Below are 12553 nucleotides of genomic sequence, written 5' to 3'. Positions count from 1 at the left end.
CACACATCACCAGCGCTTCGGCAGCAACCAGGTCTTGAATGGCATTTCGCTGTCGGTCGAGCAGGGTCAGGTGGTAGCCATCATCGGCCGCTCCGGCTCTGGCAAGAGCACCATGTTGCGTTGTATCAACGGCTTGGAAACCATCGATGGCGGCAGCATTACCGTGGCCGGACACAAGCTGACCAACAAGCATGAGCATCTGATCGCGTTGCGCAAGGATGTCGGCATGGTGTTCCAGCATTACAATCTCTTTCCGCACCTGACCGTGGATGAGAACATCATGCTGTCACCCCGCATCGTCAAGAAGACCGCCACCGAGACAGCACGCGCGACGGCCATCAAGGTCTTGGCGCAGGTCGGCCTGGATCACAAGCGCGACGCCTATCCCGAACAACTCTCCGGCGGCCAGCAGCAACGCGTGGCCATTGCCCGCTCGCTGGCCATGGAGCCGCAGGTGATGCTGTTCGATGAAGTGACCTCGGCGCTGGACCCGGAACTGACCGCCGAAGTGTTGAAGGTGATGGAAGAACTGGCGCGCGGCGGCATGACCATGCTGCTGGTGACGCACGAGATGGAGTTCGCACGGCGGGTGGCGGATCTGACGGTCTTCATGCACCAGGGCAAGGTGTGGGAAGCGCGTCCCTCGGAGGAATTCTTCGCTGACCCGCAGACGCCGGAGGCCAAACAGTTCATCAGTGCGGGGTCCATCAAATGAGCCCGGTGCTGGTCGCCGCGTCGGCCTATGGCGCGGATCTGGTGTGGCGGGTCGGTCATGCCGACCTGGTGCCGATGGTGGCGGCGGCCGGCGCGGCGGGGCTGGAGATACGGCGCGAGCTGTTCGACGGGCCCAAGGACTTGGGCGGTCTGCGTGATTTGCTGGGTCAGCACAAGCTGTTCTCGGTCTATTCGGCGCCGCTGGAATTGTTTGGCGCCAATGGCCGCTTTGATCGCGCGCAGATGAGCCAGGTGATGGAAGAGGCTGAGGAAGTGGGAGCGCGTTTTCTGAAGGTATCGCTCGGTCATTTTTCGGCGGCAAGTGACTTGCAATCGCTGCTGCGCTTCCTCTCGCATTCCCCCATCGAAGTCCTGCTGGAAAACGACCAGACCCCGCAAGGTGGCAAGCTGGAACCCATCGTCAGTTTCCTGGCGCTGTGCACCGGCAATGGCTATGCCTTCGGCATGACCTTCGATATGGGCAACTGGCGCTGGCAGGGTGTCGATCCCGAGACCGCCGCGCGGTCGCTGGCGCCGCACGTGCGCTACGTGCATTGCAAGGGCGTGCAGGAAGGCAAGGGCAAATTGAAGGCGGTGCCGTTGCAGGCCCAGGACAGCCATTGGCAGGACATGCTGGCGCATTTCCCGTCGGGTATCCTGCGCGCCATCGAATTTCCGCTGGTGGGCAGTGATCTGGAAGAGACCACCCGTCGTCACGTGGCGATGCTGGCGGCGGTGTGAGGATAAGCACGATGACGATGCAACTGGACGTGGTGACCTGGGGTGAAGCCCTGGCGCTGCTGGTGGCCGATGAAGTCGGCCCCTTCGAGGAAGTGGAAAGATATACACGCCGTCTGGCTGGCGCCGAGACCAACGTCGCCATCGGTCTGGCGCGCCTGGGCTTGAAGGTGGGCTGGGCCAGTCGCGTGGGCAATGATGCCTTCGGGCGCTTCATCCGCAAGCGGGTGGCGGCGGAGGGGGTGGATGTCAGCCGCGTACTGACCGACATGGAATTCCGTACTGCCATCCAGTTGAAGGCCAAGGCGGTGGATGGCGCTGATCCGGCCATCGAGTATTACCGCAAGGGGTCGGCTGCCAGCCATCTGTCGCTGGCCGATTTCGATGCCGACTATTTCGGCGCGGCGCGCCACCTGCACGCCACCGGCATCGCGCCGGCCTTGTCGCCCACCACCATGGCCTTTGCCCATCATGCGATGGAGGTCATGCGTGCTGCGGGCAAGACGATTTCCTTCGATCCAACCTGNCGCCCATGCTGTGGCCGTCCAAGGAGGTGATGGCGCAGCATTAAATGCGCTGGCGTTTCAAGCTGACTGGGTACTGCCGGGCTTGTCCGAAGGCAAGATCCTGACCGGATATGAGGTCCGCGCGAGATCGCCGGCTCTATCTGGAGCGCGATGTGAAGATGGTGGTCATCAAGCTGGGCGCGAGGGGCGCTTATTGGCGCACTGGTGAAGGCGAGGGCAGGGTGGCTGGGGTGCCGGTGAAGGAAGTGGTCGATACCGTGGGGGCCGGTGATGGCTTTGCGGTGGGCGTCATCAGCGGGATGCTCGAAGGTTTGCCGGTGGCCCAGGCTGTCATGCGCGGCAACCGCATCGGGGCGTTTGCGATCCAGGTGGTAGGTGATATGGAAGGCTTGCCGACGCGGGCCGAGCTGGATGCGGCCTCGGCTTGATCTGAATCTGACAGGAACAGTGATGAAGCAACGCGTGGTGGTCTACAAGAAATTGCCCGAGCCTCTGGTGCAGCGATTGCAGGCCGAGTTCGAACTCACCCTGTTCGACCGCATCACCGAGGACAATCGCGCCGATTTCCTGGCGGCCTTGAAGATGGCCGATGGCATGATCGGCGCCAGCCTGCCCATCACCAATGCCATGCTGGACGGCGCGCCCCGGTTGAAGATCGCTTCCACCATCTCGGTCGGGGTGGACAATTTCGACCTGGATTATTTCCGCCAGCGCGGCCTGATGCTGGCGCACACCCCCGGCGTGCTGACCGAAGCCACCGCCGATACCATCTTCGCCTTGATCCTGGCGACGGCGCGCCGCGTGGTGGAACTGGCCGACTACGTCAAGGCCGGCCGCTGGAAGGGCAGCATCGGCGAGGCGCAATTCGGCGTGAACGTGCATGGCAAGACGCTGGGCCTGATCGGCATGGGCCGTATCGGCAGCGCCGTGGCGCGGCGTGCGCGGCATGGTTTCGGCATGTCCATCCTGTATCACAACACCCGTCCCAATCCCGAGGCCGAGCGCGAACTGGGCGCGCGTTATGTCAGCCGGGATGCCTTGTTGAGCCAGGCTGACTTCGTCTGCCTGATGCTGCCCTTGACGCCCGCCACCGAGCGCATGTTTGGCGCCCGCGAGTTTGGCCTGATGAAGCGCAGCGCCATCTTCATCAATGCCTCGCGCGGGCGCATCGTCGATGAGGCGGCGCTCATTGCCGCCCTGCAAGAGAACACCATTTACGGTGCCGGTCTGGATGTGTTCGAGGTCGAACCTTTGCCGGTCAGCTCACCCTTGCTGCAACTGCCCAACGTGGTGGCCTTGCCGCACATCGGTTCGGCCACCCATGAAACCCGGCTGGCCATGGCCGAGCTGGCGGTGGCCAACCTCATCGCCGGCTTGCGCGGCGAACCGGTCCCGCACCTGGCGGTCTGAACAGCGCGGTATTGCCTGCTGGCAGGGCGCTGGCATTGCGCTGCATGAAGTTTTTTGCGCCTTTCCTTCATTTCTTCTTCCGCTCACCTGAATCTTTGGTGTATGCTTCGAACATTAAAAAGAACGATCGTGCTAAATTCCGGTAGGCACCCCGTTTTGCTTTTTATAATCCCGCGGAAAGTTTACGTTTACGTCAATTTCCTTTTTGGCAAGGGCCATGCGATGAAAGTATTAGTACCAGTCAAGCGCGTCGTGGATTACAACGTCAAGGTGCGCGTCAAGAGCGACGGCAGCGGCGTCGATATCGCCAACGTCAAGATGTCGATGAACCCGTTTGACGAAATCGCGGTGGAAGAAGCCGTGCGCCTGAAAGAAGGCGGCAAGGTTACCGAGGTGATCGCCGTCTCCGCCGGCGTGACCCAGTGCCAGGAAACCCTGCGCACCGCCATGGCCATCGGCGCCGATCGCGGCATCCTGGCCGAAGTGGGCGCCGATGTCGAACTGCAACCGCTGGCCGTGGCCAAGATCCTGAAGGCCCTGGCCGAGAAGGAACAGCCGCAGCTGATCATCCTGGGCAAGCAAGCCATCGACGACGACTGCAACCAGACCGGCCAGATGCTGGCGGCGCTCCTGGGCTGGCCGCAAGCCACCTTCGCCTCCAAGGTGGTGCTGGAAGAGGGCAAGGTCACCGTGACCCGTGAAGTGGACGGCGGCCTGGAAACCCTGGCCCTGACCCTGCCGGCCATCATCACCACCGACCTGCGCTTAAACGAGCCGCGTTATGTGACGCTGCCCAACATCATGAAGGCCAAGAAGAAGCAACTGGATATCGTCAAGCCTGATGAACTGGGCGTGGACGTCGCCCCGCGCGTGAAGACGCTCAAGGTCGCCGAGCCGGCCAAGCGCAGCGCCGGCGTGAAGGTGCCGGATGTCGCGACCCTGGTCGCCAAACTGAAAAATGAAGCCAAGGTGATCTGATCATGACCGCACTCGTTATTGCTGAACACGACAACGTTAGCCTGAAGGGCAGCACCCTCAACACCATCACCGCCGCAGCGCAAGCCGGTGGCGACGTCCACGTCCTGGTGGCCGGCTCCAACGCCAAGGCCGCCGCTGACGCCGCTGCGCAAGTGGCTGGCGTAGCCAAGGTGCTGCTGGCCGACGCCCCGCAATTCGCCGATGGCCTGGCCGAGAACGTGGCTGAACAAGTCCTGGCCATCGCCAAGGATTACAGCCACATCCTGGCCCCCGCCACCGCCTACGGCAAGAACATCCTGCCGCGCGTGGCTGCCAAGCTGGACGTGGGCCAGATTTCCGACATCACCAAGGTGGAGTCGGCCGATACCTTCGAGCGTCCCATCTACGCCGGCAACGCCATTGCCACCGTGCAGTCGATCGACCCGATCAAGGTCATCACCGTGCGCACCACCGGTTTCGATCCGGCGGCACAGGGTGGCTCGGCGGCCGTGGAAAGCATCCCGGCCGTGGCTGATTCGGGCAAGTCCAGCTTCGTTGGCCGTGAGGTTGCCAAGTCGGATCGCCCGGAACTGACCGCGGCCAAGATCATCGTCTCCGGTGGTCGTGGCATGGGTTCTGCCGAAAGCTTCAAGATCCTGGAGCCGCTGGCCGACAAGTTGAACGCGGCCATGGGCGCTTCGCGCGCCGCGGTCGACGCTGGCTATGTGCCCAACGACTGGCAGGTCGGCCAGACCGGCAAGATCGTAGCGCCGCAGCTCTACATCGCCGTCGGTATCTCCGGCGCGATCCAGCATCTGGCCGGCATGAAGGACTCCAAGGTCATCGTGGCCATCAACAAGGATGAGGAAGCGCCGATCTTCTCGGTGGCTGACTACGGCCTGGTGGGCGACCTGTTCGAGGTCGTGCCGGAGCTGGTCAAGCAGCTCGGTTGAAGCGTTGTTGAATCGTAGTATCCGCCCCGGCTCAAGCCGGGGTACTTTCATGTAAGCAAGGAACGCCGGCAGAGCGTTCCCCATTGGAGGTTGGAGATGAGTTACACCGCGCCTGTGAAGGATATGTTGTTCGTCATGAACGAGCTGGCCGGTCTGGCCGCTGTCAATGCGCTGCCCGCTTGCGAAGATGCCACGCCGGAAACCGCCGAGGCCATCCTCGAAGAAAAGGCCAAGTTCTGCAGTGAAGTGATCGCCCCGCTGAATCATTCTGCCGACAAGGAACCCAGCAGCTGGGCCGATGGCAAGGTCGCCACCAGCCCCGGCTTCAAGCAGGCCTTCCGGCAGTTCGGCGAGGCCGGCTGGCAAGGCGTGCAGCACCCGGTGGAGTTCGGCGGCCAAGGCTTGCCCAAGCTGCTGGCCACGCCCTGCATCGAGATGCTGAACTCGGCCAACCTGTCCTTCGCCCTGTGCCCGCTGTTGACCGATGGCACCATCGAAGCCCTGATGACGGCCGGCTCGCAAGCACAGAAGGAAACCTTCATCGCCAACTTCATCTCCGGCAAGTGGACCGGCACCATGAACCTGACCGAGCCGCAGGCCGGCTCCGACCTGGCCCTGGTGCGCACCCGCGCGGTGCCGGAAGGCGATGGCACCTACAAGATCTTCGGCACCAAGATCTTCATCACCTATGGCGAGCACGACATGGCCGAGAACATCGTCCACCTGGTGCTGGCCCGCACGCCCAATGCGCCGGAAGGGGTGAAGGGCATTTCGCTGTTCATCGTGCCCAAGTTCCTGATCAATGCCGATGGTTCGCTGGGGGCGCGCAATGACGTGCATTGCGTGTCCATCGAACACAAGCTGGGCATCAAGGCCAGCCCGACCGCGGTGCTGCAGTTCGGCGACCAGGGCGGTGCCATCGGCACCCTGGTGGGCGAGGAAAACCGCGGTCTGGAATATATGTTCATCATGATGAATGCGGCCCGCTTCGCAGTGGGCATCCAGGGCTTGTCGGTGTCGGAACGTTCATATCAGAAGGCGGTAGCCTATGCCCGGGACCGCATCCAGTCGCGCGACCTGGCTGGTTCGCCCGGCCCGGTGGCCATCATCCACCAGCCCGATGTGCGCCGCATGTTGATGTCCATGCGCGCCCAGATCGAGGCGGCGCGCGCGCTGGCCTATGTGGCCGCGGCCACCTCGGATGCGGCGCACTTCAGCGACGATGAGGCTACCCGCAAGTCCAACCAGGCTTTCTATGAATTCCTGGTGCCCATCGTCAAGGGCTGGATTACCGAGATGTCCGTTGACGTTACCTCCACCGGTGTGCAAGTGCACGGCGGCATGGGCTTCATCGAGGAAACCGGCGCGGCCCAGTATTACCGCGATGCCCGCATCCTGCCGATCTACGAAGGCACCACCGCCATCCAGGCCAATGACCTGGTGGGCCGCAAGACCGCCCGCGACGGCGGCGCCGTGGCCAAGGGCATCCTCGCCCAGGTGCGCCAGACGGTCTCCGAGTTGCAGGGCGATGCGCAGTTGCAGCCCATCGCCGCGCGCCTGGGCGAGGCTGCCGATGCGCTGGAGCAGGTGGTCGAGTATGTGGTGGGCAACCTCAAGAGCGACATCAAGGCGGTCTTTGCCGGCAGTGTGCCCTATCTGAAGATGGCTGGCGTGGTGCTGGGTGGCTGGCAGATGGCGCGTGCCGCAGCCATCGCAGCGGCCAAGCTCAAGGCGGGTGAGGGCGATGCCAAGTTCTATGCCGCCAAGCTGGCTACCGCGCGCTTCTATGCCGACCAGATCCTGCCGCAGGCGTTGGCCCATCGCACGGCCATCGTCGAAGGTGGTCAGGCGGTGCTGGCGCTGGCCGAAGACCAGTTCTGATTCTTCGCTGCAACAACCAGCCCGGAAGGCCGTTCTGGCGGCGTTCCGGGCTGGTCTTTTGGTGTGGCGGGATCAGCCGAAGGCGCCGCCCGTAAAGAGCAGGTCGAAGCTGCGTGCCAGCAGGGCGATCACGCCCATGGCGCCCAGACCCACGGTCAAGACCAGGAGCACGGCCAGGATCCAGTGCGATTGCGAGTGCTTGCCGCTGCCGGCATTGTGGCGTGCATCCCATTTTTCGTCGGCAGTGAGGCCGATCACCAGTGCTTCCAGGCAGGCGATCAATGCCGAGAGTACGAAGGGCAGGCCGGTGAAGAGCTTGGGCGCGCTCGGCTGGGCGGCCATCAGGCCCAGCGACAGCGGGATGGCCAGGATGTGCAGCCAGCCGAAGCGGTCACGGTTGCCGTAGAGATAGAAGCGGTGCAGGCCGATGCTGCCGCCCACGGCGGCCAGGAAGGTGCTCAGGGTCTTGTTCTTGTGGCGGGGTGCTGGGGACATGCTGGGCGTCTCTTTATTCTGTTGTAGGTCGCCGGAAGTGAAGCGGGCGGCCATCTTGTCGTCATGGGTGAGGGCAGTATAGCCGAGCCGATGGCGCACAGGCATTTCCGGCAGGACAGGCGGTAACGCGGCTGTCTTACCCGGATGGGGTAAAAGTGATGTCTTTTGGCATCACTTTTGCCGTGTTTTGGGGTGGTTGAGGGGTTTGGGGCGTTGGTCTATGGCACAAAAGCACCAAGCAACTTGCCCGGGTGGGCGGAAGTCCGTTATAATCTGCGGCTTTTCCGTGTCCGTATTCTTACTGGAACCATTATGGTCGTTATTCGTTTAGCTCGTGGCGGCGCCAAGAAGCGCCCCTTCTACAACATCGTTGCAACCGACTCGCGCAATCGTCGCGATGGCCGTTTCATCGAGCGCATCGGCTTCTACAACCCGGTCGCTTCCGGTAAGGAAGAAACCGTGCGTATCGCTGCTGACCGTCTGGCTCACTGGCAAGGCGTTGGCGCACAACTGTCGCCGACCGTTGCTCGCCTGGTCGCAGAAGCCGGTTCCAAGGCTGCTGCTTAATTCAGGTTTTCCTGTCTGATTCTGCGTCAGGTTTGCTGGCGCAAGGATGAAGAACAGGTCTGGTGTACTCATGACTCATCCAGCCCAGGCGGGGTTCTCCGCACCCGACGATCTCGTGACCGTCGGCCATGTGACCGGAGCCTACGGAATCCAGGGTTGGATTCGCGTGCGTCCTTATTCAAGCGAGGCCGAGGCCTTGTTGAATGCCAAGACCTGGTGGCTGGAGAAATCCGGCCAGCCCAAGCAGGACGTCGATGTCATGCAATCCAAGGGGCACAGCGGCGATGTCGTTGCGCGCCTGACCGGGGTAGCGGACCGCAATGCGGCCGAAGCGATGAAGGGAACGGTGGTTTCCATCTCCCGCAAGCACTTCCCGGCGCTGGATGACAACGAATTCTACTGGGTCGATCTGATCGGCTCGGCGGTGGAAAATCTCCAGGGTGAACACCTGGGCGTGGTGTCCGACATGATGGACAACGGCGCCCACCCCATCCTGAAGGTGACGGCTCCGGTGCAGGAAACTGCTCCCGAGGCAACTGCTGAAGCCAAGCCGAAGAAGGGCGCCAAGGAGAAATCCGCGGCGGCACCCGAAATGCTCATTCCGTTTGTCGATCAGTTCGTCAAGACGGTGCAGCAGAGCGAAAAAAAGATCATCGTCGATTGGGACAAGGATTACTGACCTCAGCGGTCAGTTTTTTCTTTTCCGGCTCGCTGATGGCAAGAGATTCACGAGATACCAGGAAATGGAGGCGTGATGCAGTTTGATGTCGTCACTCTGTTTCCCGAGATGTTTGCCGCGTTGACGCAGTCCGGCATTACCCGCCGGGCGCTGGAGCAGCAGCGTTGGGGTCTGCAGTTGTGGAATCCGCGTGAATTCACGACCGACAATCACCGCACCGTGGATGACCGCCCCTATGGCGGCGGTCCCGGCATGGTGATGCTGGCCAAGCCGCTGCAAGCCGCTATCGAGGCGGCGCAGCAGCGCCAGCAGACGCTGGGTCTGGCCAAGCCGCGTGTGATCTATCTTTCACCGCAAGGCGCACCGCTGACGCATGAGCGCGTGGTGCGGCTGTCGCAGGATAGTGGGGCCGTGCTGTTGTGCGGACGCTATGAAGCGATCGACCAGCGCCTGCTCGACAAGTGCGTGGATGAAGAAATCAGCATCGGCGATTTCGTTCTCTCCGGTGGTGAATTGCCGGCGATGGCGCTGATGGATGCAGTGATCCGGCTGTTGCCGGGTGCGCTCAACGACAGCGCCTCGGCGGTGGAAGACAGTTTCGTCAATGGACTGCTGGATTCGCCGCACTACACGCGGCCGGAAGTCTATGAAGGTGAACCGGTGCCCCCCATCCTCTTGGGTGGACACCATGCCGAGATCCAGAAATGGCGCCGGCAGCGGGCACTGGAAGCCACGCAGGCCAAGCGTCCCGACCTCATCGTCAGGGCGCGCGAGCAGGGCCTGTTGAGCAAGGCTGATGAAAAGTTTCTGGGCAGTCTGCCGCAGCAGGCTGCCAACCCGAAGTCTTAGTAGCAAAAGGCAGCAAATGCAGTACCGCAGGCCCAGCAATGGACCTGCACCGTGCGGTGGCCCAGGCTGCCGTGTTTGAAACCCCATCCTCTACCGGGCTACACATTGAGCCCTCGTGGCAACGGCGCCGGCAAGATGGTTACAGGAGCAAAAAATGGATCTGATCCAGCAACTCGAGCAAGAAGAGATCGCGCGTCTCGCCAAGAACATTCCCGACTTCGCCCCCGGCGACACCGTGATTGTCAACGTGAACGTGGTTGAAGGTACCCGCAAGCGCGCCCAGGCTTACGAAGGCGTGGTCATCGCCCGCCGTAACCGTGGTCTGAACTCCAACTTCATCGTCCGCAAGATTTCTTCGGGCGAAGGCGTTGAGCGTACCTTCCAGCTGTACTCGCCGCTGATCGCCTCGATCGAAGTCAAGCGTCGTGGTGACGTGCGTCGTGCCAAGCTGTACTACCTGCGCGAACGTTCGGGCAAGTCGGCACGTATCAAGGAAAAGCTGCCCAGCCGTGCGGCAAAGGCTGCCGCTGCCGAGTAATCGGTCGCCTGTTGATGCGTCAGGAAAAGGGGTGTCTTACGACGCCCCTTTTTCGTTTCCGTCTGCTGCATTGAATTCTTCTCAACAGATCAAGCGAGCATAACGTGGCCAGTTTCGACCCCGTCAACCTGCCGGTAGACACCGTCGCCGGCGAGAGCGCCCTGGAAGCGGCGCGCCTGAACGCCGATTGGCTGCGCCAGCGCTTCGCCGATCCACCGCGCTGGGAGCCCGAGCACAGCGGCGACCAGATGGCGCGCATGGCCGAGACCCGTGGGCGCTTCCGGCTGGCCTCGGTACTGATCCCGATCGTGCTGCGCGAGCAAGGCATGACGGTACTGTTCACGCGCCGCACCGCTGACCTGAAGGATCACGCCGGCCAGATCAGCTTCCCCGGCGGTCGTCGCGAAGACTACGATGGCTCGGCCATCGAAACCGCCCTGCGCGAGACCGAAGAAGAGATCGGCCTGGCGCGCCAGCATATCGAGGTCATCGGTTCGCTGCCGGATTACTTCACCGGCACCGGTTACCGGGTCACTCCGGTGGCCGGATTGATCCAGCCCCCCTTTGAAGCGGTGGGCGATCCGCGCGAAGTGGCCGAGATCTTCGAGGTGCCACTGGCCTTCCTGATGGATGGCGTGAACCACCAGCGCCGCTCGGTCGAGCTGCCGGCCCCGGTGGGCCGCCGCAGCTTCTATACCATGCCCTATGAACGTTATTTCATCTGGGGCGCCACCGCGGGCATGTTGCGCAATCTCTTTCATTTCCTGCGCAGCTGACCGCCCTCCTGATTTTTCGCTCATTTTGTAGTGTATGAGCGACGCGAAGTCACCGTTAGTGTTCAAATAAGTAAAAACCCGTGACATTGCGCGCTTGATTCTGATCAACGAATCAATTGTTTGATTCCCATCTTGCACTGCGCTATCGTACGGGCTACAGAGACCCATAAGGCTGCTTGATGACTTTTCTTTCCATTCTCTTTGCGCTGTTAATCGAACAACTCAAACCACTGCGCGCAGACAATCCGGTGTATGCCTCCATCAAGTCTTTCGCCGCCACGATAGAAGGCTGGTTCAACGCTGGCCAGGTGCATCATGGCCGCCTAGGCTGGGTGGTGATGGTGGGCGCGCTCACCGTGCCGGTGGCGCTGGTCTATTGGGTCCTGCTGCACGTGAGCCTGGTGGCGGCCTTTGCCTGGAACGTGCTGGTGGTCTACATGACCCTGGGTTTCCGTCATTACAGCCATTACTTCACGTCCATTCAGATGGCGCTCAACAGTGGTGACGAAATGACCGCACGCACGCTCTTGGCCGAATGGACCAAGCTGGACACCGCCGGCATGGACGTGAGCGAAATCTCGCGCATCGCCTCCGAACGTGCGCTGATCACCACCCATCGTCACGTCTTCGGCGTGTTCTTCTGGTTCCTGATGCCGGTCGGCCCGGCACTGGCGGTGATGTATCGCGTGGCCGAATACCTTGCACGCGCCTGGAACGAGCCGGATCACATGAAGTTCGAGGCCTTCGGCCGTTTCGCCGCCCAGGCTTTCTACTGGATCGACTGGATTCCGGCCCGCCTGACGGCATCGGCCTTTGCCGTGGTCGGCAACTTCGAGGATGCCATCTACGCCTGGCGCAACTTCGCCAGCCGCTGGGACGACGAAGCCGCCGGCATCATCCTGGCCGCCGGTGGCGGCGCCATGGGCGTGCGCTTCGGGACCGAGAAGCAGGCTGCCGCCGGCATCATCCTGCCCGCCGACGCGGCCACGGTGGATTCCATGCCCGAGGAAAGCGATGGCCTGCCCGGCGACACTCCGTCCCCGCGCACCCTGCAAAGCACGGTCGGCCTGGTCTGGCGCGCCTTGTTGCTGTGGATGTTCCTGTTGCTGCTGCTGTCGGTGGCGGTCTGGATGGGCTAGGATTCCAGTGGTTGAAGAAGCGGGCTGCGGCCCGCTTTATTTTTGGGAACGCATTTCTCTCTAACCCGGTATACTTCCGGCTTCACACCACAAAGACCGCATCTTTCCCGGCAGCAGCAGGTTCATGTTGCAAGCAGATCAGCGGCGCGCAAGGCAGGCCAGAGGGCGCAGGACGGGCACGATGGGCTGGAGGCGAGGAGACCTGTAGAAGCCAAGTCTTCTATAAGATATAATACTCACTACCGCAGGCACCCACGCGACAGGTCGCGCAGGCACCGCGGGATCCAGGGCTCCGGTCCCACCAGGACAAGGGCATTCGGTGCAAGCGCT

The 12553-nt window shown here is 62.2% G+C and carries 13 protein-coding genes and 1 pseudogene; 13 read left to right on the top strand and 1 reads right to left on the bottom strand.

The genetic code is table 11. The annotated features are described in order from the left end of the window. The 7 genes and pseudogenes from I5W_RS01285 to I5W_RS01255 all read left to right on the top strand — a co-directional run. Positions 1-715, top strand: a 715-nt coding sequence (locus tag I5W_RS01285) for an amino acid ABC transporter ATP-binding protein (RefSeq protein WP_083893430.1), incomplete at its 5' end; no start/stop codon positions are given. Beyond that, positions 712-1455 (top strand): sugar phosphate isomerase/epimerase family protein, encoded by a 744-nt coding sequence (locus I5W_RS01280; RefSeq protein WP_044527880.1) that lies wholly within the window; start codon positions 712-714, stop codon positions 1453-1455. The genes I5W_RS01285 and I5W_RS01280, both read left to right, overlap by 4 nt. Positions 1456-1466: 11 nt before the next feature. After that, positions 1467-2407, top strand: a pseudogene (locus I5W_RS01275) (sugar kinase). A gap of 22 nt (positions 2408-2429) precedes the next feature. Further along, positions 2430-3389: a 2-hydroxyacid dehydrogenase gene (locus tag I5W_RS01270; protein WP_044527879.1), complete on the top strand. Its 960-nt coding sequence runs from the start codon at positions 2430-2432 to the stop codon at positions 3387-3389. Positions 3390-3611: 222 nt separating this feature from the next. Further along, positions 3612-4367 (top strand): electron transfer flavoprotein subunit beta/FixA family protein, encoded by a 756-nt coding sequence (locus I5W_RS01265; protein ID WP_017454118.1) that lies wholly within the window; start codon positions 3612-3614, stop codon positions 4365-4367. 2 nt (positions 4368-4369) lie between these two features. Beyond that, a complete protein-coding gene (locus I5W_RS01260) occupies positions 4370-5299 on the top strand; it encodes an electron transfer flavoprotein subunit alpha/FixB family protein (RefSeq protein WP_017454119.1) in 930 nt (309 codons plus the stop codon). A gap of 96 nt (positions 5300-5395) precedes the next feature. Continuing rightward, on the top strand, positions 5396-7180 hold the full coding sequence (locus tag I5W_RS01255; protein ID WP_044527878.1) for an acyl-CoA dehydrogenase: 1785 nt from the start codon (positions 5396-5398) through the stop codon (positions 7178-7180). 72 nt (positions 7181-7252) lie between these two features. Here I5W_RS01255 and I5W_RS01250 read toward each other — a convergent pair whose 3' ends face one another. Continuing rightward, positions 7253-7675 carry a membrane protein gene (locus tag I5W_RS01250; RefSeq protein WP_044527881.1) on the bottom strand — a complete coding sequence of 141 codons (423 nt, stop codon included), beginning with the start codon at positions 7673-7675 and terminating at the stop codon, positions 7253-7255. A 312-nt stretch (positions 7676-7987) separates the two neighbouring features. On the opposite strand from I5W_RS01250, the gene rpsP reads away from it, so the two are divergent. The 6 genes from rpsP to I5W_RS01220 all read left to right on the top strand — a co-directional run bounded on the left by rpsP (position 7988) and on the right by I5W_RS01220 (position 12223). Next, positions 7988-8242, top strand: a complete 255-nt coding sequence (rpsP, locus tag I5W_RS01245; RefSeq protein WP_008327198.1) for a 30S ribosomal protein S16 — start codon at positions 7988-7990, stop codon at positions 8240-8242. Positions 8243-8312: 70 nt separating this feature from the next. Beyond that, positions 8313-8921 carry a ribosome maturation factor RimM gene (gene rimM / locus I5W_RS01240; RefSeq protein WP_017454122.1) on the top strand — a complete coding sequence of 203 codons (609 nt, stop codon included), beginning with the start codon at positions 8313-8315 and terminating at the stop codon, positions 8919-8921. A gap of 75 nt (positions 8922-8996) precedes the next feature. After that, positions 8997-9770 (top strand): tRNA (guanosine(37)-N1)-methyltransferase TrmD, encoded by a 774-nt coding sequence (gene trmD / locus I5W_RS01235; RefSeq protein ID WP_044527877.1) that lies wholly within the window; start codon positions 8997-8999, stop codon positions 9768-9770. A 154-nt stretch (positions 9771-9924) separates the two neighbouring features. Next, a complete protein-coding gene (gene rplS, locus I5W_RS01230; protein ID WP_008327243.1) occupies positions 9925-10308 on the top strand; it encodes a 50S ribosomal protein L19 in 384 nt (127 codons plus the stop codon). A 104-nt stretch (positions 10309-10412) separates the two neighbouring features. Further along, the gene (locus I5W_RS01225) at positions 10413-11084 is read left to right on the top strand and encodes a CoA pyrophosphatase (protein ID WP_017454124.1); all 672 of its coding nucleotides are present in this window, start codon (positions 10413-10415) and stop codon (positions 11082-11084) included. Between the two features lie 179 nt (positions 11085-11263). Further along, positions 11264-12223 (top strand): CobD/CbiB family protein, encoded by a 960-nt coding sequence (locus tag I5W_RS01220; RefSeq protein ID WP_017454125.1) that lies wholly within the window; start codon positions 11264-11266, stop codon positions 12221-12223. Positions 12224-12553 lie beyond the last annotated feature (330 nt).

The organism is Herbaspirillum sp. B65 (genome assembly GCF_000333555.1).
GTDB lineage: Bacteria > Pseudomonadota > Gammaproteobacteria > Burkholderiales > Burkholderiaceae_D > Herbaspirillum > Herbaspirillum rubrisubalbicans.
Note: the sequence above shows the minus strand (reverse complement) of the source record. Positions and strands in the feature narration are given on the sequence as shown.